We start from the raw sequence: 23,712 nt of genomic DNA on the forward strand, positions 1-23,712 counted from the left end.
CTACGGCTCCACCATCGCGGCACGCAGTCCCTCAAGTTCTCCCTCCGTCAGCCCCTGCCGCAGCAACCACTCCGCGCCGCCCCCGTACTCGGTGTGGAGAGTGGTCAGGAAGGTGCGCATCGCCTTCGGTTCAGCGGCCATGTAGTCGTGGTCGACGGGTGGGAGGTCCGGGTAGGAGCCCAGGTCGAGCAGGCGGGCGTGGACGCGGGGCATGCGCTGGGCGGTGAGTGCGTAGTCCGCCGCGATGACCTCGGCGGCCACACCGACGGCGTCGAGCAGGACGGCCGCGCAGACCCCCGTACGGTCCTTGCCGACCGCGCAGTGGAACACCACGGCGTGCTGGTCGGTGTCGGCGACGATCCGGGCCGCGCCGGCCAGGGACGGGCCGCTGCCCTGGAGCAGGCCGAGGTAGAAATCGGCCATGGCGACGTCCGGGCTGTCCGGGACCGCGTCGGTGGCCGATGGCGCCTCGCGGGACACGGGCAGATTGGCCAGGCGGACGGCGGTGCCCGCGAGCAGCCCGTGCCCTTCGCGGTCGGACTCGTGGGGGTTGCGCAGATCCACGACGGTACGCAACCGCAGCCCGTCCATGAGGAGTTCGACATCGGCCTCGGTGGCGCCCTGGAGAGTGCTCCCCCGGAACACCACCCCGCGCCGGGTCCTCCCGCCACCCCCGACGGGCAGCCCGCCGAGGTCCCGTACGTTGTCGATTCCCGCCAACTCCACCCAGCGGGAAGCCTCCGCGGCCGACCCGTCGTGCGCTGCGTCCATACCGACCCCCTCGTTACGTGCCCTAGGCATGATCCCCCGGACCACGGGTCACCCGGTGCGCTTCGGGGCAATCACCGGTCCCGTTCTCGGCGGCCGGACGCCTATATCGTCGGCTGACCGACCCCGAGGAGCGAACGACCATGGCCGATGCGCGCCGACGCGACGACCCGACCGGAGCCACCGGACCGACCGGACCCACCGCACCGGACCACCCGCCGGTACGGACCGAGCGACGGGGCCGGGTACTGGTGATCCGGATGTGCCGGGAGCACAAGCGGAACGCGATCGACCGGCGGCTCGCCGACGCGCTGGACGAGGCGTTCAACACGCTGGAGGACGACGACACCCTGTGGGCCGGGATCCTCACCGGTTCGGGTGGCGTCTTCAGCGCGGGCAGCGATCTGAACGCCGTCGGGGACTACGTCACCGAGCGCGGCGGCGAGTACGGGCTCATCCGCCGCAGCCGCCGTAAGCCGCTGATCGCCGCCGTCGAGGGCGCGGCGCTGGGGGGCGGCCTCGAACTGGTCCTCGCCTGCGACCTGGTGGTGGCCGCGGCGACCGCCCGTTTCGGCCTGCCCGAAGTACGGCTCGGGCTCGTCCCCACCTGCGCGGGCCTCTTCCGCGGCCCCCGCGCACTGCCCGTCAACCTGGCCCGCGAGCTGGTCCTCACCGGCGACCCGATCGGCGCAGAGCGCGCGTACGCGGCCGGTTTCGTCAACCGCGTCACGGAGGAGGGCGGGGCGATGACCGGCGCGGTCGAACTGGCGGAGCGCGTCTGCGCCAACGCGCCACTCGCGGTACGGGCCTCGCTCCACGCCATGGATCGCTCGCTCTCGTCCGACGACGACCTCGGGTGGCGCGCGACGGAGGAGGCCACGGCGACCGTGCTCGGCTCACGCGACCACGAGGAGGGCATCGCGGCGTTCCTGGAGAAGCGGGCACCGCGCTGGAGCGGCGAGTGACCGAGTGACCGAGTGACCACAGACTTCGGGAAAGGCGGCTCGCCCTTCAACCTGCCTTCACCCGCAGCGCGTTCAGCATGTTCGCCAGAGCCCTTTGCGTGTCCTCCAGGTCGTTCGGGTCGTTCGATGTGGCCAGCCAGAGGGCGGCTTCGTTCATGGCGCCCGAGAGAAGGCGGGTCAGGGGTGGGACCGGCTGGGGCGGCAGGGTGCCGGCCGCGATCAGGTCGGCGAGGGCGTCGGCGAGGTGGGACGCCGACGCCGCCTCGTCCAGGGCGCGCCATTCGCTCCAGCCCAGGACCGACGGGCCGTCCACGAGCATGATCCGCTGGCGACCGGGGGCCGTGCCCGCCGCCAGGAACGCCCGGCAGCCGGCGAGCAGCGCCTCCCACGCGTCGGTCCGGGCCTCGGCGGCCTCCACCACCGCCGTACCCACCTCCTGCTGGACCTCCTCCAGGACCGCGCGGAACAGCTCCTCCTTGCTGCCGAAGTGGTGGTACAGCGCGCCCTTGGTGACGCCCGCCGCGTCCACGATCTCCGACAGGCCGACGGCACCGTAGCCACGGGCCGCGAACAGTCGTCTGCTCTCGCGCAGCAGCACCTGCCGGGTGTGCTCACGCTGCCGTGCCCTGATACCGCTTCCGCCCGCCATCGCCCGCCCGCCTCGACTTCCGGTGACCGTCGCCCCTGGGACCGACCGGGCCGACGTTTGACGTTCCGATGGTATGCCAGTAGCGTCATTTTGCATACCGACGGTATGTGAAAGGTGTTGCCATGAGTCCCACAAGCCCTATGAACCCGACCAGCGTCTATCCCGTGATCTGCACCTCCCGGCTCCAGGAGGCGCGGGACTTCTACACCACCCTGCTCGGCTTCACGACCACCTTCGAGGCCGACTGGTACGTCAGCCTGGTCCACCCGGGACCCCGCCCCTACGAACTGGCCCTCCTCGACCACACCCACCCGACCCTCCCGGAGGCGTACCGCAGGCCCGTCCAGGGGCTGTTGCTCAACTTCGAGGTGGAGGACGTGGACGCCGAGTGGGAGCGGCTGGTCGTACGCGGCGGGCTGAAGCCCGAACTGGAGCTGCGGGACGAGGACTTCGGGCAGCGGCACTTCATCGTCGCCGACCCCGACGGTGTCCTGATCGACGTCATCACCCCCATCGAGCCGAAGGGTGAGTTCGCCGAGCAGTACGTCGAGCAGGTCGATCAGCAGGTCGGCTGACGTCGGCCGGTACGACGCGCCTCCCACGCCCCGCAGCGAGCACCGGCCCCTTGACGGCCCGTACCCGAACCCCCGGGTTCAGGTACGGGCCGGGTCACCCCCGGCCTCCCGCCCCCCGGCCTCCTCACCCCCGGATCCCTCCGCCCGCGCCCCCACCATCCGCAGCGCGATGTCCCCGTACTGATAGGCGAGTTGGTCGACGGAGAACTCGCCGCCCTCGTGGAACCAGCTCGACACACCGATGCCCATGTCGAGGATCGAGTACGACGTGATTCTGGCCGACTGGACCTGGAAGACACCGTCGGCCGCGCCCCGTTCGATGAGTTCGCGGAAGCGGCGCTCGTAGTCGCTGCGGAGGCCGAGCACCCGGTCCTGCTCGCGGCGCTCCAGGCTGCCGATCTCGCGGTTGCCGACGAACGCCTCCAGGCGATGGCGGGCGTGGTAGCGGATATGCGCCTCCACGGAGCGGCGCAGCTGCTCACTCACGTCGCCGGTGCCCGCGACAGCCGCGGTGTTGTCCGCGATGAGCCGCTCCATCGTGCCGGTCATGATCTCGGCCAGCAGCTCATGCTTGGAGGACACGTGCTTGTAGAGGCTCGGACCGCGGATGCCGACGGCGGCGCCGATGTCGGTCATGGTGGTGGACCGGTAGCCCTGCGCGGCGAAGAGCCCGAGCGCGGCCTGCCGGATCGCCGACCGGCGGTCCACCGGCGACGAGCCCTCGGTCCATGCGGGCCGGTGCGGACGCTCGTACGACCCCGGCTCCGGCCCCTGCGATACCGACACATCAACCCCCGAGCTATCGATGATTAGCCCACTTCCACTGCCTCCAGCCTTGATTGTAGCCCGTGCTCTTGACATGCGGCCCCTTCCGCTCTGTGATGGCTAATAGTCAGTAGCCAAGGTGGTCGAGGTCGGGAGTGAGCGTGTCCATCGGGTTCGAGATCGATGAGCGGGTCGCCGACGTCGCCCGGCGCACCACGGACTTCGTACGGGATGTGGTCATCGCCGAGGAGCGGGCGTGCGACGGGAACGTCCATGACGGGCCCGAGCCGCTGCGGCGACGACTCCAGGAAGCGGCACGCGGCGCGGGGGTGTTCGCCCCGCATGTCGCGGCCGGGTGGGGCGGGCTCGGGATGGACCTGTGCGGGCAGGCGGTGGTGTTCGAAGCGGCCGGGTACTCGCTCCTCGGGCCCCTCGCGCTGAACTGCGCGGCGCCCGACGAAGGCAACATGCATCTGCTGGAGAAGGTGGCCACCGAGGAGCAGAAGGAGCGCTATCTGCGCCCGCTGGCGGCGGGAACGGCGCGCTCCTGCTTCGCGATGACCGAGCCGGCCCCGGGCGCCGGTTCGGACCCGCGCGCGCTTGCCACCACGGCGACCCGGATCGCGGGCGGCTGGCGCGTCGACGGCCGCAAGTGGTTCATCAGCGGGGCCGACGGCGCCGCCTTCGCCATCTGCATGGCACGCACCAGCGGCAGCCCCGGCGACCCGGGCGGCGCGACGATGTTCCTCGTGGACGCCGACAACCCGGGCATGAAGATCGTCCGGAACATCGAAACGCTGGACCAGGGGCTGTTCGGCGGGCACAGCGAGGTACTTTTCGAGGGGTGCGAGGTGCCCGACGACGCCGTCCTCGGCGAGGTGGACGAGGGCTTCGCGTACGCGCAAGTACGCCTGGCCCCGGCCCGTATGACCCACTGCATGCGCTGGCTCGGAGTGGCGCGCCGTGCGCAGGACATCGCCCTGGAGCGGGCTGCGCACCGCTCCGCCTTCGGCAGGCCGCTCGCCGAACTGGGCATGGTGCAGCAGATGTTGGCCGACTCCGAGATCGACATCGAGACCGGCAGGGCGATCCTGTGGCGGTCCTGCTGGGAGCTGGACCAGGGCCGTCCGGCCGCCCAGCACACCTCGATCGCCAAGACGTATGTGTCCGAGGCGGTCAACCGTGTGGTCGACCGGGCCGTGCAGGTGTGCGGCGCGCTCGGGATCTCCGCGGACGCACCCCTGTCGCGGCTGTACCGGGAGGTGCGTCCGTTCCGTATCTACGACGGGCCGTCCGAGACCCACCGCTGGGCCATCGCCAAGCGTGCGGTCCGTGCCGCCCGGGAGCGAGGGGCGGCACGGTGACCACGGCCGACCACACGGTGACCGGCATCGACGGACCGGCGCTGCGGCGCTACTTCGAGCGTCATGTGCCCGAGTGCGCGGGCCCGTTGAGCATCGAACCGCTGCACGGCGGACGCTCCAACCTCACCTACCGCGTGACCGACGGCACGCACCGGTGGGTACTGCGCCGACCACCGTTGGGCGTGCTCACGCCGACCGCGCACGACATGGACCGCGAGTACCGCGTCGTCGCCGCGCTCGGCGACACCGATGTGCCGGTGGCGCGGGCGGTGCTGTCGTGCACGGATCCGGAGATCATCGGGGCACCGTTCTGCGTGGTCGACTTCGTGGACGGCGTGGTCCTGCGCGACGGCGACCGGGCCGCCGAACTCCCGCCGGCCGACGCCCGCCTCGCGGCCGAGACCCTGGTCGACACCCTGGTGACACTGCACTCGGTCGACGCGCACGGCGTAGGTCTCGGCGACTTCGGCCGCCCCGACGGCTATCTGGCGCGCCAGCTACGGAGGTGGCGCGGACAGTGGGACAAGGTCGCCACCCGCACCCTGCCCGAACTCGACGCACTCCACGGCCGCCTCACCCGCGCCCTGCCGGTCAGCGGCGCCCCGACGATCGTGCACGGCGACTACCGCCTCGACAACACCCTCCTGGCACCCGGCGACTTCACCCGGATCGCCGCCGTCGTCGACTGGGAGATGGCCACACTCGGCGACCCCCTCACCGACCTCGGGATGCTGCTCATGTACTGGGACCCGGTCTGCACACCGGTGCTCGGCACCCGGCACGTCCCCACAGCCAACCCCGGTTTCCCCTCCGGCCGCGAACTGGCCGAGCGGTACGCCGAGAAGTCCGGCCGCGACATCGGCGCCCTGCCCTACTACCAGGCGCTCGGCTGCTTCAAGCTCGCCGTCATCGCCGAGGGCATCCACGCCCGCTACCTCGCCGGACAGACCGTCGGCACCGGCTTCGACCGCGTGGGTTCGGCGGTGCCCGCGCTGCTCGGCTCTGGCCTCGAACTGCTGCCATGACCCGGTGACCCCGTGAACACGGACCTACCGACGCAACGACGGACACACTGATCGAAGGAGAGCCCATGCGAGCCCGACTGGCCGGACAGGTCGCCCTCGTCACCGGCGCGACCGGCGGCATAGGGGAGGCGACGGTACGACGTCTGGCGGCCGAGGACGCCGCCGTGGTGGTCACCGACCTGGACGCCGAACACTGCGAGAACCTGGCGAAAGAGCTGACCGCAGGCGGAGCGAAGGCCGTCGGCATCCCGCTGGACGTCAGCGACGAGGAGGCGTGGCGCGGCACCGTCGAACGCGTCGTCGCCGAACTGGGTGGCCTGACCGTCCTCGTCAACAACGCGGGCATCGCTCAGATGCGGAACGTCGAGACGGAGACCCAGGAGACCTGGGACAAGGTCGTCGCGGTCACCCAGACCGGCGTCTGGCTCGGTATGAAGCACGGTGGTCCCGCCATCGAGCGTTCCGGTGGCGGCTCGATCGTCAACGTCGCGTCGATCTTCGGTACGGTCGGCGGCTTCGGCAGCCAGTTCTCGTACCACGCCGCCAAGGGCGCGGTACGGACGATGACGAAGAACGCGGCGCTGCACTGGGGTACGCGCGGCGTCCGCGTCAACTCGATCCACCCCGGCTTCATCGAGACACCTCTGTCGCGGGAGCTGTGGGTGGGCACACCCCGGCACACCGCGATGGTCGACGGCACGCCGATGGGGCGGCTCGGCACGCCCGGGGAGGTCGCGGGGGCGGTGGCGTTCCTCGCGTCACCGGACGCGAGCTTCGTCACCGGCTCCGAGTTGTACGTCGACGGGGGCTGGACGGCGCGCTGACGGACGGAAGAGAGGGGCGCGGCCACCTCCGCGCCCCTCACACACCGGTACCCAGTCGGACCGTGCGGTGTGTCACCGCACCCGCGTGTACCGGTTCACCCCGCCCTCCGCCACCACCGTCGCCCGCCCTTGGAGGACAAGGACGTCCAGGTGTGCCGCCGTCTCATTGACCGCGAGCATCTGGTTGAAGGCGCTGAGGTCGCCGAACGGCACCTCGCGCCGCGTCCAGCCCAGCTCGCGTGCCACCGCGTAAGCGTCGAGCGTGCCGTCTCCCAGCGCCGTCAGGCTCTTCGCCAGCCGGTCGTCATGGTGGGTGAGCAGTTCGGCGACGCGGACATGTGCGCTGTCGGCGACCGGCCCGTGCGCGGGCAGCAACCGGGCGTCCGCGTACCGGGTCATCAGCCGCAGGGAGTCCAGGTAGTCGGCGAGCGGCCGGCCGCCGGGCTCGGCGAGTTCGAAGCCGATCGACGGCGTGATGTGCGGCAGGACGTGGTCCCCGGAGAACAGCAGTCCGCGCTGCTCGTCCAGGTAGACGACGTGTCCCTTGGTGTGTCCGGGCGTGGGCACGACGTGCAGCTCACGGTCGCCGAAGCGCAGGGTCTCCGCACCGAGCCAGCGGTCCGGAGCCTCCCAGACGCCCGGGTCGTAGCCGCCGTGGTCCATCGCCCTGATGCGGTCGGCGAGTTCGTCCGCGCCCGCTCTGCGCAAGGTCTCCAGGGAGCCCACGGGTTCGTTGCTGCCCAGCCGGTCGAGCATGTCCAGGCCGGGCCGTTCGCCGGCGCCGAGGTAGACGCGGGAGCCCAGTAAACGGCGCAGTTCGACGGCGTTGGTGTAGTGGTCGCGGTGGATGTGGGTGACCAGGATGTGGCTGATGGCGCCGAGGTCGCGGCCGATGGCGGCCATGGCCTCCTCAAGTGCCTTGCGTGCCTCGGGGATCGCCCAGCCGCCGTCGATCATGACGATGCCGTCGTCGTCCGCCAGGTTCTCCAGCAGATAGACGTTGACGGCGTGCAGGCCGTCGTTGGGCAGCGGCAGCGGAACGCGATGCACCCCGGGCTGCACTGTCTGGACGCCCGCCGCTGCCCATGGGCCCTGGTCGAACCGCGCTGTCATGACTCTCCCTTGCTGGTGTGGCCGTGGGCACGGTCGCGGAGATGGCGGGCCAGTTCACGGGCGCCGGACCGGTCGAGTTTCCCGACCTTGGTCTGGGGCAACTCCTCGACCGCGTACACGAATTCGGGCCACTTGCCCTTGGACAGTCCCACCCGGTCCAGGTGCCCCGTCACCTCCGCCAGGTCGATACCGCCGCCGTCCTCGGTGACGACGAGCAGGGCGATACGTTCGCCCAGGACCTCGTCCGGGACCGCCGCGACGCAGGCCCTGGACACACGCGCGAAGCCGGCGACCGCGCGCTCGATCTCGGTGATGTCGATGTTGCGCCCACCGCGGATGATGATGTCCTTCTCGCGGCCCATGATGCTGACGGTGCCGTCGTCGTGGGTCATCAGCAGGTCACCGGTAGGGAAGTACCCGTCGTCGGTCAGCGTCGGCGGCTCGACCTTGCCGTCCCGTGCGTAGCCGAGGAAGAGGGAGGGGCCGCGCACCTGCGCCCGGCCGGACACACCCGGACCGGCAACGGCCCCGTCGGGCGTGAGCGCGCGCAGGTCCGTGCCGGGGAAGGGGCGGCCGTCCCTGCCGAGCCGGATCTCCTCGGGGTCGTCGGGGCTCGGTGAGGTGTGGCCGAGGCATTCGGACATCCCGAAGACGCGGAGGATCTTCGTGCCCAGGGACTGTTCCGCGCGGGCGAGCGCCCCGCGGTCCATGGGTCCGCCGCCCACGGTGATCGCCCGTACTCCCCCGAGGACGCCGGAACCGGCCGCCTCGGCTCCCATCTGGAGCGCCATCGTCGGGACACACATGGTCCAGCGGACCTCGGCATCGGCCATGCGCCGCAGGGCGAGGGCGCGGTCCCACTTCGACATCAGTACGAGCGGGCCGCCCAGCACCAGGGCCAGGTGGACACCGAAGCAGTACGCCGCCGTGGACGACAGCGGCACGATCGCGCCCACCGCGTCGCCCGGCGCCAGACCGTTGACGCGGATGGTGCTCGTAGCGGCGTAGCGCAGGGCCTCCTCGCTCTGTACGACACCCTTGGGCCGCCCGGTGGAGCCGGAGGTGAGGCCGATGAGGACACCGCCTGCCCACCGTGACACATCGGGCTGCCCGGGGGCGGACCGGCAGCTCCAGCCGTCGAGCACGGGGGCCGCCCGGCCCGCGAGCAGTTCGGGCACCCGCCACTCGTCCATCGCCGACTGCTCGGCGACGACGGCGTCCGGGCGGATGTCGTCGCAGGCCGCGGCGAACTCGGCGCGTGTGGTGTGCCGGTTGACCACCGCGATGACACCCCCGCGCATCCCGACGGCGAGGCTCGCGGCGACGGTGCGCCACGAGTTGTCGGCCTGGACGACGACCGTGCCGCCCGCCCCCTCGGCCGCGCCCGGGAACATCGCGCCGGCCAGCGTGGCCGCCTGGTCGAGCAGCCGACGCGCCGTGTGGCGGCCCGCGTCGTCGATCACGGCGACGAAGTCACCCCGCTCGGCCCTTTGTTGGAACTCCCGCACTACCTGTCGCATCCCGCTTCCTCGCTACGTGGTGCCGAACTCCGTCAGGAACACTGCTCTCATCGCCACTCACCGCCGTACGGCTGAACCGGTCGGTCCGGGCGGACTCAGGCGCTGAACATCTCCGCCTCATGGCCCATCACAGCGATACGGCGGCCCTTCATGTCCCCGACCTGCTCGACGGCCCGCGCCCACGCGGGGCTGTCCAGGGCCTTCCTGAGGTCTTCCGGAGAGTCGAAGCTGAGCACGGAGAGCCCGTCCCAGCCTTCGGAGCGCCGCTCCAGGGCCGTGTCGATCTCGGTGTGCCGCCAGGCCCGCAGGCCGGGCAGGCGGTACGTCAGCTCAGCGTGGTCACCGCGCCACCAGTCGATGAACTGCTCGTGCGTCCACTCGGGCGGCCGGGCTGCCAGCAGGACGAGGTTGTACATGACGGTCCTTCCCGCGTATTCACGACGTCTAAAAACATAGTCCGACACATGCAAAAGTGTTCACGTGAAGCGGATCTCGGACGACCGGCCGATCAGCAGCCGTTGCAGCCGACCGTCGTCGTTCACGCGCCCGGCGGCTACGAAGGTGGCCTCGGGGACACCGGCGCGCCGCACCTCGCCGAGGAAGAGTTCGTCCTGGCCGAGGGTGGTCGCGGACAGTGTGTGGTGGGTACGTGTGCCCTTCTCGCGCTGTTCGAGGTAGCCGACGAGTGCGGCACGGTCCCCGGCGAAGTCGGTCGCCTTGCCGTCCCCGGTGGAGAACAGGATGGACAGCGAGAAGTCGTCGCTGATCAGGTTGAGGATCCGGGTCGGCTCGTCGCTGTCGAGGATCTCGAACCACGCGGTGAGGAAAGGCGCCGCGGTCGCGGAATCGGTCATGCCCGGCTCCTGTCGGTCGGGGTGGGCGGAAGAGTCGGCGGACACCGGTGTGCGGGTTACGGGGTACTCAGACATCCCGGTCGACCAGCGCGAACGATGTCGTGAAGAAAGACTGGTACCGCGCCATCAGCCCCCCGGGCGAGACCACCGCGGCCGACAGGAAGGACCCGGCGTACCGCCCGCCCTCCGTCACCACCCCGTACACGGTCTCCAGGTCACCGTCACGGCTGTAGCGCAGGATCTCATGGGTCCGGTCCACGGGGTTGCGGCCCGCGATGTACGCGGCGAAGTCCTCCCTGGACCGGCCTGTGATCTCGCGGCCCGGCAGGGCGAGAAGGAAGCTGAAGTCGGGTTCGAGCACGTCGAGCGCGCGCTCCGGGTGCGGGCTGTCCATGTGGGTCAGATAGGTGCGCAGGGCCATGGTGACGGTTCCTTTCGCTGACGGGCGGCACCGAGTGACGTACGGGTCCGGATCCGGATCCGGGTCACCCGGTGCGGCGGAGGGGTCTCAGTCGCGGGCGGGCGGAGTGAAGAAGTCGCCGATCGACTCCCAGCGTCCGTCCTTGACGACGACCTTCTGTACATCGCGGGTGCCCAGATGGCTGTCCGCCGAGAACCGCAGCACCGGGCCCACGCCGGTGTCGATCGCCGCGGCCTTCTCGTACGCCTCGGTCAGTGACTCGGAGGTGACCGGGCCGTCGATCGTCCGGGCGATCTCCACGAACGCCTTCGCGGCGGCCCAGCCCCACAGCGAGACGAAGTCGGCCGGCTGCCCTGGCTCGTACTTCGCCATCGCGTCCCGGAACTCCTGGACCGCGGGGTCCGTGTCGTGGGGGGACTTGACCAGTTGCACCGCCTTGACCCCTTCGGCCGCCGGGCCCGCGAGGGTGAGCGTGGCCTGCGCGGCCACGGGCGCGTAGCCGTAGACCGGGGTGGAGAGCCCCTGGAGCTTGGCTTCCTTGAGGTAGGCCGCGGCCTCGGCGGCTGCGAGGATCACCACGACGGCGTCCGGCTTCGCGGCCTTGACCTTGCTGATCACCGGGCTGTAGTCGGTGGTCTGGAACTTGACCGACAGCCGTTCGACGTCGATCGAGGGGTCCGCCTTGCGGGCGGCGGGGGCGATCTCACCGGCCACGTTCACGAACGCGGCCGGGTCGCTGTGGACGACGAGCACCTTCTTCGCCCCGTCCCGCGCCACCCAGTCACCCAGCGCCGCCGCCTGGTCCTCGTAGAGGGTCTGGAGGCCGAACAGCCCGTCGCGGGCGGGGCTGTACCAGGACGCGTCCCCGCCGAGCGTGTTGACGACCGGGACCTTCGACTGCTCCAGGACGAAGGGGAACGTGGCCTGGGACTGGGCGGTGCCGTTGGTGGCGACGATGGCCACGACCCCGTCCTGGTCGACCAGCCGCCGGGCGATCTGCACGGTCTGCTGGGGGTCGAAGGCGTTGTCCTTGACGATCCAGTCGATCTTGCGGCCGTTGATCCCGCCACTGGCGTTGACCGACTTGAAGTACGCGTCGGCGCCTGCCCGTTCGGGGATGCCGAAGGAGGCCAGGGCACCCGTGAGCGGGTACCACGCGCCGATCTTGATGATCTTGTCGTTCGCGTCGGCCGGGGATGCGCCGGCGCCGCAGGCGGTGGCCGCCAGGGTGAGCACGGTGGCGAGCGCGGTGGCAAACACGGCGTGCAGTACGCGAGGGGCGCGTCGTCGCATGACCCTCCTCGGATCAAACTGAGTTAAGTTCAGTTTCGTTCTCGGGATCTTAATCCCCGGGAAACACCTCTGGCAATGGCCGGAAACGGCGCGACCCCCGACGGGCGTCCGTCGGGGGTCACGAAGTGCGGGGGTCGCGAAGTACGGAGAGACCGCTCAGCGCGTCAGGTGGCGACCATGCGCACGCAGGAGCCCTCGATCAGCTCGCTGATCTCCGCGAGCGGCGTCGGCCCGTACGGCCGGTACCAGCGCCACACGCTCACGATCAGACCGAGCACGCTCACTCCGAGCAACTGCGCGTCCCGCAGCGGGAAAGCACCCTGGGACATGCCCCGTACCAGCAGGTTCGTCCAGTCGCGCTCGACGACCTGGACCAGCTGCCGGGCCGCGACCCGCTCGGCCTCCTCGCGCTCGGAGCCACGGGAGCCGGAGAGCAGGTCCATGTGGTTCTGGAGGATGCGCATCTGGAGCACCTCGTGCTCGGACACGTCGTACGCGGCGCGGACCGCGGCCCGCAACGCCTCGACCGGGTCCGATGTCTCCTCGGTCGCCTGGATGAACCGGTCGTGGGAGCGCTGGAGTTCGAGCCGCATGATGGTGAGCAGGCAGTGCGTCTTGGACTCGAAGTAGTGGTAGAGGGCGGTCTGCCCGATGCCCACGCGCTCGGCCACGGTGGACCATTTGGTGGCCTCGAAGCCGGTTTCACCGAAGCAGTCGACCGCGGCGGTGAGGATGGCCGCGCGCTTGGACCGCGGGCCCGCCTCCGGTTCAACGATCTTCGCCATGGCCTCTCTCCTGGTCGTCACCCGGGGTCGTCCCCGGGGTCGTCACACGTCGTCACCCACCGTGTCCGTACCAGAGAGTAAACCCAAGTTGAACTCAGTTGCCAATCGGTGAGGTCACAGACGTTCGACCACGGTCGCGTTGGCCATGCCTCCGCCTTCGCACATGGTCTGGAGGCCGTAGCGTCCGCCGGTCCTGCGGAGCTGGTGGACGAGCGTGGTCATCAGGCGGGCCCCGGTGGCGCCGAGCGGGTGCCCGAGCGCGATCGCGCCGCCGTAGGCGTTGACCCGCTCCGGCGGGGCACCGGTCTCCTGCTGCCAGGCGAGGACGACGGAGGCGAACGCCTCGTTGATCTCCACCAGGTCCATCCGTTCGATCGGCAGGCCGGCCCTGCCGAGGACCTTCTCGGTGGCGGCGATCGGGCCGGTCAGCATGAGGACCGGGTCGGAGCCGACCACCGCCATGGTGTGCACGCGGGCCAGGGGCGTCAGGCCGTGCCGGCGTACCGCGTCCTCGGAGGCGATGAGCAGGGCGGCGGCGCCGTCGGAGATCTGGCTGGAGACGGCCGCGGTCAGCCGCCCGCCCTCGGTGAGGGTCCTCAGGCCAGCCATCTTCTCCAGGGTGGTGTCCGCGCGTGGCCCCTCGTCGGCGGTGAGGCCGAAGGACGGGACGATCTCCTCGTCGAAGGCGCCGTCCGCCTGAGCCGCGAGGGCCCGGCGGTGGCTGGTGAGCGCGTACCGCTCCATGTCGTCACGGGAGACCCCCCACTTCTCGGCGATCAGTTCGGCGCCACGGAACTGCGACACCTCCTGGTCACCGAAGTGCTCACGCCAGCCGTCCCCCGTGAACGGATGGCCCAGCCCCGCCTGTTCACCGGCGAACACCGGGCTCGCGATCGGCACCAGGCTCATCACCTCGACACCGCCCGCGACCACCAGGTCCGCGGCGCCGGAACCGACGGCCTGGGCGGCGAAGTGCACAGCCTGCTGCGACGACCCGCACTGCCGGTCGATGGTGGTACCGGGCACGTGCTGGGGCAGCCCCGCCGAGAGCCACGCGGTGCGGGCGATGTTGCCGGTCTGCGCGCCGATCTGGCTGACGCAGCCGAAGAACACGTCGTCGACGGCTTCCGGGTCGGCGCCGGTGCGCTCCAGGAGGGCCCGCAGGACGTGGGCGCCCAGGTCGGCGGGGTGGACGCCGCTGAGCGCGCCCTTGCGGCGGCCGACGGGGGTGCGGACGGCTCCGACGATGAATGCTTCCGGCACGGTGTGCTCCAGGTCTTGGGGACGGATTCGGGGGCGGTGCGAAGCGGCGGTTCGCGTCGGCGGTGCGCATCGGCTCAGGAACCGTGCGCCTCGGTTCAGAGGCGGTGCGCACCGCCCGTGAAGTCGGGGTCGCGCTTGCCGAGGAAGGCGGCGACGCCCTCGCGTCCGACGTCGGACACGGCCAGCCCGGCGAGTGCGCGTGCCTCGCTGTCCAGGTGCGGCCCGAGGTCGGCGCTCAGCCCCGCGGCGACGAGTCTGCGGGTGGCGCCGAAGGCGGCGGTGGGGCCCCGGCGCAGGGACTCGGCCGTCCGCCGCGCCTCTGCGGCCAGGCGGTCCGGGGAGGTCACCCGCGTCACCAGGCCGATCGCGGCGGCCTCACCCGCGGGTACCCGACGGTTCGTCAGCAGCAGGTCCAGGGCCCTCTTCGGGCCGATGAGGCGGGGCAGCGACCAGCTCACTCCGGCGTCGGGCGAGTAGCCGACACCTGTGTACGCGGCGGTGAAGGAGGCGTCGTCGGCGGCCAGGGTCACATCGGCCGCCGCCGCGAGACCGATCCCCGCGCCCGCCACGGCTCCCTGGACCGCCGCCACCAGCGGCGCGTCGATCCCGGCGAACGTACGCAGCGCGTCGTGCAGCGCGTCGGTGACCGCCATGAGGTGCCGCTCCAGCGCCGCGCCCGAGAGCGCGCCGAACTCCCGCAGGTCGCCGCCGACGCAGAAGGACCGTCCCTCGCCGGTGAGCAGCACGGCCCGTACCGACCCGTGTGCGCAGGCCCGAGCCGCGTCGAGCAGTCCGCGCGCCATGGCGAGGTCGATGGCATTGCCCGCGTCAGCGCGGCGCAGGGTGATCCGGGCGAGGCCGCCGTCCTCGATGTCGACGCCGACCCTCATCGCGCGGTCCATCCGCCGTCGACGGTCAGGACCTGCCCTGTGCAGTACGAGGACGCGTCCGATGCGAGGAACAGCAGTGCGCCGTCGAGTTCGTGGCCGTGGCCGCCCCGCCGCAGCAGGGTGTTGCGCTCGACCCACCGTGCGGACCGCTCGTCGCCGAACAGGTCCGCGGTCATCTCCGTGCGGAACCAGCCGGGGGCGAGTGCGTTGACGCGTGTTCCGTCCTGGCCCCACTGTCCGGCCAGCTCACGGGTCAGACCGATCAGTCCCGCCTTGGACGCGGCGTAGCTCGCGCCGCCGAGCGGGGCGGCGGAGACCAGGCCGAGGATGGAGGACACGTTGACGATGCTCCGGCCGCCGGCGGGAGCGTCGGCGGCGAGTGGTGCTTCCGCGGTGAGCCGGGCGAGGTGGAAGGGCGCGGTGAGGTTGGTGCCGAGTACGCCGGCGAAGGCGTCCGGGGACTCGTCGGCGGCGTGTGTCTCCCCGGAGACGGCCGCGTTGTTGACGAGGACGTCGATGCGGCCGGTGACCGACAGCGCGGTGTCGGCGAGCCTCGTACGGTCGGCCTCGCGGGAGACGTCGCAGGCCACGGGGTGGATACGGGGGTGGGTATCGGCGAGTTCCTTGAGCCGGTCGACACGGCGGGCGGCGGCGAACACGGTGGCGCCGGCCTGTGCGAGGACGGTGGCGAAGCGTGCGCCGAGACCGGACGAGGCTCCGGTGACGATCGCCGTTCTGCCGTCGAGCGAGAACAGGTCGGCGGTCGGTCGGGGCGCGTTCACCGGTCCACGCCGATCGGCAGGGCGGTCGCGCCGCCGTCGAGTACGAGGGTCTGGCCCGTCATCCAGGAGGAGGCGTCGGAGGCCAGGAACAGCGCCGCGTTCGCCACGTCCTCCACGGTGCCGAGGCGCCGCATCGGCAGTTGGGCGGTGAGGACGCTCTCACGGACCTCCCACACCGCTCGGGCCAGCTCCGTCTTGATCAGCCCGGGTGCGATGGCGTTGACGCGGGCGCGCGGCCCGAGTTCGTAGGCGAGCTGCCGGGTCATGTGCAGCATGGCGGCCTTGGTGGCGTTGTAGTAGCCGATGTGCGGGTCGACGATCAGACCGCCGACGGAGGCGATGTTGATCACCGCTCCGCCGTGCTCGGCCATCCAGGCCCGCCAGGCGGAGCGGGTCCAGGCGATCATCCCGTACTGGTTGACGCGGACGGTCTTCTCGGCGCGCGGCAGGTCCAGGTCGAGGAGGTCGCCGTGGTACGGGTTGGTCGCCGCGTTGTTGACGAGGATGTCGACCCGGCCGAAGCGCTCGACGGTGCCCTCGACACATGCCTCGGCCTGGTCGGGTTCGCCGGCGTTGGCCACGACGGTGTGGACGTCACCCTCGCCGGGGCCGCGCAGCAACTCCTCGCGTGCCTCGGCGAGTCCGGACGCCTTGCGGGCGGCGATCACCACATGGGCGCCGGCCGCCCGGTAGGCGGTGGCGATACCGAGGCCGATACCCCGGGATCCGCCGGTGATGACGGCGACCTTGCCGTACAAACTGTCGGCGTTCACGCTGCCCCTGCCTTTGTGCCGGGCTTCTGGTACCGGGCGAGTTCCTGTCGGGCCACCGTCCGCAGATGCACCTCGTCCGGGCCGTCGGCGATGCGCAGCGCCCTTGTGATGGAGAACAGCCGGGCGAGTACGGTGTCGTCGCTCACCCCTGCCGCGCCATGTGTCTGGACCGCGCGGTCGACCACCTTGTGGGCGACGTCCAGCGCCGCCACCTTGATCGCGGCGACCTCCATACGGGCGGCGGCGTTGCCGACGGTGTCCATCAGCCAGGCCGACTTGAGGACCAGGAGCCGCAGTTGCTCGATCTCGATACGGCTGCGGGCGATCCACTCCCGTACCACCCCCTGGTCGGCGAGCGGCCCGCCGAAGGCGACGCGTGCGGTGGCGCGTTCGCACATGAGCTGAAGGGCCCGCTCGGCGAAGCCGATGGCGCGCATCGCGTAGTGCATACGGCCCGGCCCGAGGCGCCCCTGGGCGAGTGCGAAGCCCTCTCCCTCGCCGCCGAGGATGTTCTCGACGGGTACGCGGACGTCCTCGAAGAGCACGTCGCCGTGGCCGAGCCGGTCGGTGTAGCCGAACATGGGCAGGTCGCGCAGGACGGTGACACCCGGGGTGTCCCTGGGGATGAGCAGCATGCTCTGCTGGCGGTAGGTGGCCGCGTCCGGGTCGGTCTTCCCCATCAGGATGATCAGCCGGCAGTCGGGGTCGAGGATCCCGGAGGTGTACCACTTGCGGCCGTTGACGACATACGTGTCGCCGTCGCGGGTGATACGCGTACGGATGTTGCGGGCGTCGGAACTCGCGACCTCCGGTTCGGTCATCGCGAAGCAGGACCGGATCTCGGCGTCCAGCAGGGGCCGCAGCCAGCGGTCCCGCTGCGCGGGTGTGCCGTACAGGGCCAGCAGCTCCATGTTCCCGGTGTCCGGGGCCGAGCAGTTGAAGACCTCGGGGCCGATGACGGAGCGGCCCGCGATCTCGGCGAGCGGCGCGTATTCGAGGTGGGTGAGTCCCGCGCCCCAGTCGCCGTGCGCCATGAAGAGGTTCCACAGCCCCTCCGCGCGCGCCTTCCGCTTCAGCTCGGCCATGACGGGCGGCAGCGCGTGCGGGTCGTCGGCCTCGGCGAGCTGCCGGTCGTAGACCGCTTCCGCCGGAAGCACGTACAGATCCATGAACGACCGCATGCGGTCCTGGAGTTCACTCGCCCGTGGCGAGAACCCGAAATCCACGATTGCTCCTCGGGGTGGTGTGCGGTCGGTGGTACGGGGTGGCTTGCGGTCGGTACGGGCGGCCGGTACGGCGATCAGGCAAGGAGGTCGCGTGCCGTGCGGATCATCGCGGCGATGGTGGGTGGCAGGCGCTCCTGGTCCGGGTCGTGGTGCTTGCCCTCGCGGTGGCGGCGCAGGTTGTGGCCCATGATCGCGGCCATCTTCATGCGGCCGAGGGCGCGGAACCAGTCCATCGCGGGCAGCGGGGGCCGCCCGTCGCGGTAGGTGTCCAGGAGTTCGGCCTCGGTGGGCAGGCCGGGCACGGCGCGTCCGAGGTGGGGGAAGTTGCGGTGGTCGGTGAAGAGCAGGAACCAGCCGAGGTCGATGCGCGGGTCGCCGACGCTCCAGATCTCCCAGTCGACCACGGCCACCGCGCGCTCGCCGGCGCACAGCACGTTGCCGAGCCGGAAGTCGCCGTGCAGCAGCACCGGTTGCCTGCCGTCGGAGGGCAGGGCGTCGGCGAGACGTGTCAGCAACTCCTCACCGCCGGGCCGGAGTTCGGCGGGTACCGCGTGCAGGGTTCGGCTCCACCGCGCCAGCTCTCCGGCCGCGTCGAGTGGTTCGGGTGCGCCGAGTCCGGGCGTACGGATGTCGGTCCCGTGCAGTCTTCGCAGCACGGAGGCGATCTCCAGCATCCGGGCGCGCGCCGTCCCGGCGGGTACCTCCGGTGCGTCGAGTACGGGCTCCACGGCCTCTCCGGCGGCGAAGTCCATCGCGAACCAGGCCGGTTGCCTGTCATCGGAGGCGACGACGGCGGGCACCGGCACCGCGGATCCGGCGAGCGCTCCCAGCACCCGTGCCTGCCGCAGCACATCGTTGCGCCCGACGGGCCGCTGCCCCGGCGGGACCGCCTTGACGACATAGCGCGCGTCGCCCGCGGTGACCGAGTAGGTCAGCCCCGAGTGACCGCCCGGCAGGGTCTTCAAGTCGCCTATGGGGCTGTCCGGGTGGCGGAGTGCCAGGTGTGCGCGGACCCGTGCGGTCAGCTCCGCCAGGTCCGTGGCCGTACTCATCGGGTGGGCTCCTTGGGGAGGCCGAGGACGCGTTCGGCGAGGATGGTGCGCTGGATCTCGTCGGTGCCGCCCGCGATGCTGTAGCCGGGGGCGCCGAGCACGTGTTCCGTCCAGGCGTAGGTGCCCCACTCCCCCGTGTCGGCGGCGAGGCGCGGCCCGAGCAGTTCCGACACCAGGTCGCTGGTGCGCCGCATGGTCCCGGTGGCGTAGAGCTTGCCGACGGATGCCTCGGCCCCGGGCTCACGGCCTGCGACAAGGGCGGCGGTCACCCGCAGTCCGATGAGCCGCTGGACGAGGGCGCAGACGTAGAGGTCGGCGGCCTGTCGCTGGTCGCCGCCTGTGAGGGGGCGGGGTTGGTTGCGGGCGAGGTCCAGGGCGCGGTCGGCGTTGTCGAGGCCGAGGCCGCCGGAGTCGAGCCGTTCGGCGGCGAGCACGCTGAGCGTGACGCGCCAGCCCTCGCCGACCGGTCCAAGCCGGTCGGTGTCGGGCACTCTCACCCCGTCGAGGTAGACCTCGTTGAAGCTGGCGCCACCGGTCATCTGCCGGATGGGCCGTACGGTCACGCCCGGTGCGTCCATACGTACCAGGAAGACGGTGATACCGGCGTGCTTGCGTACGTCCGGGTCGGTGCGGCACACCGCGACCCCCCAGGTGGCGACGCGGGCCCCGGACGTCCAGATCTTGTGCCCGTTGAGCACCCAACTGTCGCCGTCGCGGACCGCCTTGGTCCGTACGGCCGCGAGGTCGGAGCCGGCCTCGGTCTCCGAGAACAGTTGGCAGGCCAGCTCGTCCGTGCGCAGCATGGGGCGCAGCCAGCGCTCCTTCTGCTCGTCTGTGCCCCAGATCCCGATGGCGGGGGCGACGAGTTGCTGGGTCACCGGGAAGATCTCGGTGCGCTGCGGCACGTCGAAGGCGGCTTCCTCGGCCCGGTAGAGCCCTGTGTAGTACGCGGGCAGGTCGCGACCGCCGTACGCCTCGGCCCAGTTGAGCGCGCCCCACCCCTGGTCGTACCGGAGCCGCTCCCACTCCTGGGCGCGGGCCGTGTGCGCGCGTTCCTCCTCCTCGGTCCAGTTCTCGAACACGGCCACGGAGTCGGAGCCGCTGCCCCACTCCCCCTCGGCGGCGCGTGGCCGGGCGACCGTGGTGAGCCAGTGCCGTGCCCGCGCGCGGAACTCCTCGGGCTCCGGAATGGTGCCCATATGTTCCTCCTCCTTCACCTGCTTCACCCCCTCCACCTCCTCCTTCACCGCGTTCAGCGGGACAGCACCGTGCAGGCGCTGACGCCGGGCGCGCCGTACACATGGGTGAAGCCGACGCGTGGTTCGCCGGGGACCTGGCGTTTCCCGGCCCGGCCGCGCAACTGCTGGACGACTTCGTAGACCTGGCGCAGTCCCGAGGCGCCGATGGGTTCGCCGTTGGCGATGCAGCCGCCGTCGGTGTTGACCGGCAGCGCTCCGCCGATCTCGGTGGCACCGGTGGCGATCAGGCCCTCCTGCTCCCCGTCCGCGCAGAACCCGCACTCGGCCAGGTGCATGACCTCGGCCCCGCTCTCGGTGTCCTGGAGCTGGCACACATCGATGTCGGCGGGCCCGATGCCTGCCTCCTCGAAGGCGGCGGCCGAGGCGTCGCGGCTGACGCTGGTCAGGTCGCCGCCGGGGATCCAGGGGCTGAACACCTCGAACGAGCCGAAGCGCCGGGTGCGTACGGCCGCCGCGGAGAGGGTGACCGAAGGGCCGTCCAGGGTGCGGGCGACCTCGGGTGAGCAGAGCAGCAGCGCGGCGGCGCCCGCTCCCGGGGAGCAGAACATGTAGCGGGTCAGCGGGTCGCTGACCATGCCGGAGTCCAGGATCTCCGCCGCGGACACCGGCTCCCGCCGCCATGCCTCGGGGGTCAGGCCGCCGTTGCGGTACGCCTTTTCGGCGACCAGGGCGAGGGTGTGCGGGGTGATGCCGTGGTCGTGCATGTAGCGCTGGATCTTCATGCCGAAGAACTGGGTGGTCACCATCAGCCCGTCGCTGCCGTACTCCTCGCCCAGGCCCCAGTCCTCGGGCCGGGGGTCGAAGGCTCCGCGCGGGTGCTTGTCGAAGCCGACGGCCAGGACGGTGTCCGCCATGCCGGAGCGGATCGCGTTGACGGCGGAGACCAGAGCGCTGCCGCCGGTGGCGCAGCCGTTCTTGACGTTCACGAACGGCAGTCCGGTCAGGCCGAGTTCGGCCACGAGGGTGTCGGCGAGTCCGGCGCTGTCGCTGCCGCCGAACGCGGCCCGCACCCGCGACCATGCGATCCCCGCGTCCGCCAGCGCGGCGCGCACCGCGTCGGCGGCCAGTCGCCGGCCGCTCAGCTCCGTGCGGCCGAACGGGGTGCGCCCGGCGCCGCAGATCAGGACGTCGGTCCGCATGAGACCTCCTCACGGACGGCCGTGGGCCTGGCCCGTGGCACCCCGTCGCCGGCCGTCACGGTGAGCGGCATGCCGATATGGATCGTGTCGAAGTCGTCGACCTGGAGTACGGCGGCGACGCGCACCCCGTCCGCCAGCTCGACATAGCCGAGGGCGAACGGGACGAAACCGCCGGTCGGGGCCCGGTACGGCGGTGACTTGGGCGCGTACCGCTGTACCGTCCAGGTCCACAGGGTGCCCGCGCCGGACAGGGCCGCCGGGTCGGCCGGCCCTCCGCAGCGCGGGCAGGTGTCGTCCGCGGGGTAGACCGCCACCGAGCAGCCGGAGCAGCGTGAGCCCGGCAGCCCGGCGCCGTGCGAGCCGTTCTCCGGTGAGCCGGTGTCGTACGACCCGGTGTCCTGCGAGCCGGTGCCGGCCGTCCGCGGCGGGGTGGGCATGCCGGTCAGCGCCCCTGCCACTTCGGCTCGCGCTTCTCCAGGAACGCCGAGACACCTTCGTTGGCGTCCTCCGAGTTGAGCGCGACACCCACAGCGAGGTGTTCCATCACCATCAGCGACTGGGTGTCGGCGTCCAGGCTCCGGTCGATGGTCATCTTGGTGAGCCACATCGTGAACGGGCTCTTGTCGACCAGGTCCCCGATGAAGTCCTGGACGGTCGCGTCGAGTTCGTCGGCCGGGGCGGACTTGTTGATCAGGCCGAACTCGGCGGCCTCGACACCGGACAGCAGCTTGCCGGTGAGCATCAGCTCCTTGGTCTTGCGGATGCCGATCATGCGCGGCACGCGGTAGATCGGGCCTGCCCCGCCGAACAGGGCGCGGCGGATGTGGAAGTCGCCGATCTTGGCGTCGTCCGCGGCGATCGCGAAGTCGCAGGAGATCATGATCTCGAAGCCGCCCGCGGTGACATGGCCCTCAAGGACCGCGACCGAGGGTGTCTTCATCGAGTAGAGGCGGTCGCACACCTTCGCGGACTTGACCGCGACATCGATGGCGGTCGACTTGCCGACGTACTCCGCCTTCAGGCTGTCGAGGTCGAAGCCCGAGCAGAAGGTGCCGCCGCGGCCACGGAACACCAGGACCCGCAGCTCCGGGTCCTCGTCGACCTCGGTGATGATCTCGTCCAGCCGGTCCAGGATCGGAACCGTCACGCAGTTCTTCTTCCACGGGCGGTTGAGCCAGACACGGGCGACATGACCGTCCCGCTCGAACTGGATTTCGTCTTCCACTGCCATCTCTCGTCCTCCAAATTGAACTGAATTCATTATGATGTTGCGGAGCGGATGATCCACTGTCAACCCCCTGATCGAGACGGGTTCAGTGGACTCCGCCGGAGCCGGCGCCGGTGCCGCCGTCCGACGCGACGTCGACCAGGACCTTCACGCGCCGCCGGTCGCGGACGTCGCGCAGCCCCGCGAGGGTGTCGCCGAGCGGAATGCGGTCGAGCCATCCGCCGGTCGGGTAGTGACCGGCGTCCATGGACGCGATGACGCGCTCGAAGACGCCGTCGGGGTACGCCTCGCAGCCGAGCAGGGCGAGTTCGGCCAGACGCAGCGTCGCGGCATCGATCGCGACGGGGCCCGAGTACAGGGCCACCATCACGACCGGCGCTCGCGCGGCCACCGAGCGCAGGGCCGCGTTCAGGGCCTCCGGGCTGCCGGAACACTCGAAGGCCGCGTCCACACCCCGGCCCCGCGTGCGGACCATCACCTCCTCGACCACGTCGGCCGTGCGGGGGTCGCCTACGTGGGCGCCGTGCAGCTCCGCCGCCGCCCGGCGGACCGGCGAGGGCTCCACCACGAGCACGTCGTGGACGCCCCGCGCCTTCAGCGCGAACAGCACACCCATTCCGACCGCGCCGGCCCCCATGACCAGCGCGCTCCCACCGCTCGTCACCTGGGCGCGCTCCACGGCGTTGCCCCACGGCCATGGGCTCGACCAGCGCGCCCTGCTCCAGGGGGACACCGTCCGGCAGCGCGTGCACGGAGTCGGCCGGAACGACCACGTACTGGGCGAGTCCGCCGCCCGGGGCGGTCACACCGATCGCCGCGAGCGCCGTACACAGATGGGACAGCCCGGCCGTGCAGCGCGGACACACTCCGCAGGTGCGGATCGGCCGTACGCAGACCCGGTCGCCGGGCGCCACCCGGCCGACCCCTTCGCCGAGGGCGACCACGGTCCCGGCGAACTCGTGCCCCAAGGTCTGGGGCAGGACCGCGCCGGTCAGCGGATGGGGCGTGTGCGTGGCGCGCGGCGCCTCGAAGTACTCGTGGACATCCGTACCGCAGATCCCCGCGAACGCGACCCGGATCTTCACCTCTCCCGGACCCGGCTCGGGTTTGGGCATCTCCTCGATCCGCAGATCATCGCTGCGTACAGCCTGGCGGCCAGCATCGACCCTCCCGGGAACC

General features: G+C 71.3%; 26 protein-coding genes and 1 pseudogene. 5 read left to right on the plus strand and 22 right to left on the minus strand.

The window, feature by feature from the left end; genetic code table 11:
* Complete coding sequence (locus tag ACIQNU_RS18990; protein WP_401367415.1) at positions 1 to 771, minus strand: tyrosine-protein phosphatase; 771 nt, start codon at positions 769 to 771, stop codon at positions 1 to 3.
* A gap of 140 nt (positions 772 to 911) precedes the next feature.
* Between ACIQNU_RS18990 and ACIQNU_RS18995 the strand changes: the two genes are divergently transcribed.
* A complete protein-coding gene (locus ACIQNU_RS18995) occupies positions 912 to 1,733 on the plus strand; it encodes an enoyl-CoA hydratase-related protein (RefSeq protein ID WP_401367418.1) in 822 nt (273 codons plus the stop codon).
* 46 nt (positions 1,734 to 1,779) lie between these two features.
* On the opposite strand, the gene ACIQNU_RS19000 is transcribed toward ACIQNU_RS18995, so the two are convergent.
* Positions 1,780 to 2,382, minus strand: a complete 603-nt coding sequence (locus ACIQNU_RS19000) for a TetR/AcrR family transcriptional regulator (protein WP_401367421.1) — start codon at positions 2,380 to 2,382, stop codon at positions 1,780 to 1,782.
* 140 nt (positions 2,383 to 2,522) lie between these two features.
* Here ACIQNU_RS19000 and ACIQNU_RS19005 point away from each other — a divergent pair, with 140 nt between their 5' ends.
* On the plus strand, positions 2,523 to 2,957 hold the full coding sequence (locus tag ACIQNU_RS19005) for a VOC family protein (RefSeq protein ID WP_401368063.1): 435 nt from the start codon (positions 2,523 to 2,525) through the stop codon (positions 2,955 to 2,957).
* A gap of 78 nt (positions 2,958 to 3,035) precedes the next feature.
* Here the strand turns inward: ACIQNU_RS19005 and ACIQNU_RS19010 are convergent, their stop codons facing one another.
* Entirely contained in the window at positions 3,036 to 3,743 is a 708-nt protein-coding gene (locus ACIQNU_RS19010; RefSeq protein ID WP_401367424.1) for a TetR/AcrR family transcriptional regulator, read from the minus strand.
* A gap of 140 nt (positions 3,744 to 3,883) precedes the next feature.
* Here ACIQNU_RS19010 and ACIQNU_RS19015 point away from each other — a divergent pair, with 140 nt between their 5' ends.
* The 3 genes from ACIQNU_RS19015 (at position 3,884) to ACIQNU_RS19025 (ending at position 6,935) form a co-directional block, all read left to right on the plus strand.
* A complete protein-coding gene (locus tag ACIQNU_RS19015; RefSeq protein ID WP_401367427.1) occupies positions 3,884 to 5,086 on the plus strand; it encodes an acyl-CoA dehydrogenase family protein in 1,203 nt (400 codons plus the stop codon).
* On the plus strand, positions 5,083 to 6,111 hold the full coding sequence (locus tag ACIQNU_RS19020; protein WP_401367430.1) for a phosphotransferase family protein: 1,029 nt from the start codon (positions 5,083 to 5,085) through the stop codon (positions 6,109 to 6,111). The genes ACIQNU_RS19015 and ACIQNU_RS19020 overlap by 4 nt, the downstream gene beginning before the upstream one ends.
* 65 nt (positions 6,112 to 6,176) lie before the next feature.
* A complete protein-coding gene (locus ACIQNU_RS19025) occupies positions 6,177 to 6,935 on the plus strand; it encodes an SDR family NAD(P)-dependent oxidoreductase (RefSeq protein WP_401367432.1) in 759 nt (252 codons plus the stop codon).
* 72 nt (positions 6,936 to 7,007) lie between these two features.
* Here ACIQNU_RS19025 and ACIQNU_RS19030 read toward each other — a convergent pair whose 3' ends face one another.
* The 19 genes and pseudogenes from ACIQNU_RS19030 to ACIQNU_RS19120 form a co-directional block, all read right to left on the minus strand.
* Complete coding sequence (locus ACIQNU_RS19030) at positions 7,008 to 8,048, minus strand: MBL fold metallo-hydrolase (RefSeq protein WP_401367435.1); 1,041 nt, start codon at positions 8,046 to 8,048, stop codon at positions 7,008 to 7,010.
* Entirely contained in the window at positions 8,045 to 9,568 is a 1,524-nt protein-coding gene (locus ACIQNU_RS19035; RefSeq protein WP_401367438.1) for a class I adenylate-forming enzyme family protein, read from the minus strand. Before ACIQNU_RS19035 ends, ACIQNU_RS19030 begins: the two co-directional genes overlap by 4 nt.
* Positions 9,569 to 9,663: 95 nt before the next feature.
* Complete coding sequence (locus tag ACIQNU_RS19040) at positions 9,664 to 9,984, minus strand: EthD domain-containing protein (RefSeq protein ID WP_401367441.1); 321 nt, start codon at positions 9,982 to 9,984, stop codon at positions 9,664 to 9,666.
* A gap of 60 nt (positions 9,985 to 10,044) precedes the next feature.
* Positions 10,045 to 10,422, minus strand: a complete 378-nt coding sequence (locus ACIQNU_RS19045) for a hypothetical protein (protein WP_401367443.1) — start codon at positions 10,420 to 10,422, stop codon at positions 10,045 to 10,047.
* 67 nt (positions 10,423 to 10,489) lie between these two features.
* Positions 10,490 to 10,843, minus strand: coding sequence for a nuclear transport factor 2 family protein (locus ACIQNU_RS19050; protein WP_401367446.1), 354 nt, complete (start codon positions 10,841 to 10,843; stop codon positions 10,490 to 10,492).
* Between the two features lie 87 nt (positions 10,844 to 10,930).
* Complete coding sequence (locus ACIQNU_RS19055) at positions 10,931 to 12,136, minus strand: ABC transporter substrate-binding protein (protein WP_401367449.1); 1,206 nt, start codon at positions 12,134 to 12,136, stop codon at positions 10,931 to 10,933.
* Between the two features lie 164 nt (positions 12,137 to 12,300).
* Positions 12,301 to 12,921: a TetR/AcrR family transcriptional regulator gene (locus tag ACIQNU_RS19060; RefSeq protein WP_401367451.1), complete on the minus strand. Its 621-nt coding sequence runs from the start codon at positions 12,919 to 12,921 to the stop codon at positions 12,301 to 12,303.
* A gap of 114 nt (positions 12,922 to 13,035) precedes the next feature.
* A complete protein-coding gene (locus ACIQNU_RS19065) occupies positions 13,036 to 14,184 on the minus strand; it encodes an acetyl-CoA C-acetyltransferase (RefSeq protein WP_401367454.1) in 1,149 nt (382 codons plus the stop codon).
* 95 nt (positions 14,185 to 14,279) lie between these two features.
* Positions 14,280 to 15,074, minus strand: a complete 795-nt coding sequence (locus ACIQNU_RS19070; RefSeq protein WP_401367457.1) for an enoyl-CoA hydratase-related protein — start codon at positions 15,072 to 15,074, stop codon at positions 14,280 to 14,282.
* Positions 15,071 to 15,856 (minus strand): SDR family NAD(P)-dependent oxidoreductase, encoded by a 786-nt coding sequence (locus tag ACIQNU_RS19075; RefSeq protein WP_401367459.1) that lies wholly within the window; start codon positions 15,854 to 15,856, stop codon positions 15,071 to 15,073. Before ACIQNU_RS19075 ends, ACIQNU_RS19070 begins: the two co-directional genes overlap by 4 nt.
* A complete protein-coding gene (locus ACIQNU_RS19080; RefSeq protein ID WP_401367462.1) occupies positions 15,853 to 16,629 on the minus strand; it encodes an SDR family oxidoreductase in 777 nt (258 codons plus the stop codon). The genes ACIQNU_RS19075 and ACIQNU_RS19080 overlap by 4 nt, the downstream gene beginning before the upstream one ends.
* Positions 16,626 to 17,855, minus strand: coding sequence for an acyl-CoA dehydrogenase family protein (locus tag ACIQNU_RS19085; RefSeq protein WP_401367465.1), 1,230 nt, complete (start codon positions 17,853 to 17,855; stop codon positions 16,626 to 16,628). Before ACIQNU_RS19085 ends, ACIQNU_RS19080 begins: the two co-directional genes overlap by 4 nt.
* Before the next feature lie 74 nt (positions 17,856 to 17,929).
* Positions 17,930 to 18,907: a phosphotransferase family protein gene (locus tag ACIQNU_RS19090; protein ID WP_401367468.1), complete on the minus strand. Its 978-nt coding sequence runs from the start codon at positions 18,905 to 18,907 to the stop codon at positions 17,930 to 17,932.
* Entirely contained in the window at positions 18,904 to 20,106 is a 1,203-nt protein-coding gene (locus tag ACIQNU_RS19095) for an acyl-CoA dehydrogenase family protein (protein WP_401367471.1), read from the minus strand. The genes ACIQNU_RS19090 and ACIQNU_RS19095 overlap by 4 nt, the downstream gene beginning before the upstream one ends.
* A gap of 53 nt (positions 20,107 to 20,159) precedes the next feature.
* Positions 20,160 to 21,305 carry a thiolase family protein gene (locus ACIQNU_RS19100; protein WP_401367474.1) on the minus strand — a complete coding sequence of 382 codons (1,146 nt, stop codon included), beginning with the start codon at positions 21,303 to 21,305 and terminating at the stop codon, positions 20,160 to 20,162.
* Entirely contained in the window at positions 21,287 to 21,763 is a 477-nt protein-coding gene (locus ACIQNU_RS19105; protein ID WP_401367477.1) for a Zn-ribbon domain-containing OB-fold protein, read from the minus strand. The genes ACIQNU_RS19100 and ACIQNU_RS19105 overlap by 19 nt, the downstream gene beginning before the upstream one ends.
* Positions 21,748 to 22,536, minus strand: a complete 789-nt coding sequence (locus ACIQNU_RS19110; protein ID WP_401367479.1) for an enoyl-CoA hydratase/isomerase family protein — start codon at positions 22,534 to 22,536, stop codon at positions 21,748 to 21,750. Before ACIQNU_RS19110 ends, ACIQNU_RS19105 begins: the two co-directional genes overlap by 16 nt.
* 82 nt (positions 22,537 to 22,618) lie before the next feature.
* On the minus strand, positions 22,619 to 23,170 hold the full coding sequence (locus tag ACIQNU_RS19115) for a zinc-binding dehydrogenase (RefSeq protein ID WP_401367482.1): 552 nt from the start codon (positions 23,168 to 23,170) through the stop codon (positions 22,619 to 22,621).
* Positions 23,171 to 23,327: 157 nt separating this feature from the next.
* Positions 23,328 to 23,648: pseudogene (locus tag ACIQNU_RS19120) on the minus strand (alcohol dehydrogenase catalytic domain-containing protein); the annotation flags it as partial.
* Positions 23,649 to 23,712 lie beyond the last annotated feature (64 nt).

The organism is Streptomyces sp. NPDC091292 (assembly GCF_044757265.1).
GTDB lineage: Bacteria > Actinomycetota > Actinomycetes > Streptomycetales > Streptomycetaceae > Streptomyces.

Bases quoted from the DNA above. Each gene is read 5' to 3' on its own strand.
- ACIQNU_RS19060 (WP_401367451.1), bottom strand. From the start codon at position 12,921: ATGGCGAAGATCGTTGAACCGGAGGCGGGCCCGCGGTCCAAGCGCGCG.
- ACIQNU_RS19110 (WP_401367479.1), bottom strand. From the start codon at position 22,536: ATGGCAGTGGAAGACGAAATCCAGTTCGAGCGGGACGGTCATGTCGCC.
- ACIQNU_RS19090 (WP_401367468.1), bottom strand. From the start codon at position 18,907: ATGAGTACGGCCACGGACCTGGCGGAGCTGACCGCACGGGTCCGCGCA.
- ACIQNU_RS19035 (WP_401367438.1), bottom strand. From the start codon at position 9,568: ATGCGACAGGTAGTGCGGGAGTTCCAACAAAGGGCCGAGCGGGGTGAC.
- ACIQNU_RS19050 (WP_401367446.1), bottom strand. From the start codon at position 10,843: ATGGCCCTGCGCACCTATCTGACCCACATGGACAGCCCGCACCCGGAG.
- ACIQNU_RS19070 (WP_401367457.1), bottom strand. From the start codon at position 15,074: ATGAGGGTCGGCGTCGACATCGAGGACGGCGGCCTCGCCCGGATCACC.
- ACIQNU_RS19045 (WP_401367443.1), bottom strand. From the start codon at position 10,422: ATGACCGATTCCGCGACCGCGGCGCCTTTCCTCACCGCGTGGTTCGAG.
- ACIQNU_RS18990 (WP_401367415.1), bottom strand. From the start codon at position 771: ATGGACGCAGCGCACGACGGGTCGGCCGCGGAGGCTTCCCGCTGGGTG.
- ACIQNU_RS19030 (WP_401367435.1), bottom strand. From the start codon at position 8,048: ATGACAGCGCGGTTCGACCAGGGCCCATGGGCAGCGGCGGGCGTCCAG.
- ACIQNU_RS19100 (WP_401367474.1), bottom strand. From the start codon at position 21,305: ATGCGGACCGACGTCCTGATCTGCGGCGCCGGGCGCACCCCGTTCGGC.
- ACIQNU_RS19000 (WP_401367421.1), bottom strand. From the start codon at position 2,382: ATGGCGGGCGGAAGCGGTATCAGGGCACGGCAGCGTGAGCACACCCGG.
- ACIQNU_RS19040 (WP_401367441.1), bottom strand. From the start codon at position 9,984: ATGTACAACCTCGTCCTGCTGGCAGCCCGGCCGCCCGAGTGGACGCAC.
- ACIQNU_RS19005 (WP_401368063.1), top strand. From the start codon at position 2,523: ATGAACCCGACCAGCGTCTATCCCGTGATCTGCACCTCCCGGCTCCAG.
- ACIQNU_RS19025 (WP_401367432.1), top strand. From the start codon at position 6,177: ATGCGAGCCCGACTGGCCGGACAGGTCGCCCTCGTCACCGGCGCGACC.
- ACIQNU_RS19095 (WP_401367471.1), bottom strand. From the start codon at position 20,106: ATGGGCACCATTCCGGAGCCCGAGGAGTTCCGCGCGCGGGCACGGCAC.
- ACIQNU_RS19115 (WP_401367482.1), bottom strand. From the start codon at position 23,170: ATGGGGGCCGGCGCGGTCGGAATGGGTGTGCTGTTCGCGCTGAAGGCG.
- ACIQNU_RS19055 (WP_401367449.1), bottom strand. From the start codon at position 12,136: ATGCGACGACGCGCCCCTCGCGTACTGCACGCCGTGTTTGCCACCGCG.
- ACIQNU_RS18995 (WP_401367418.1), top strand. From the start codon at position 912: ATGGCCGATGCGCGCCGACGCGACGACCCGACCGGAGCCACCGGACCG.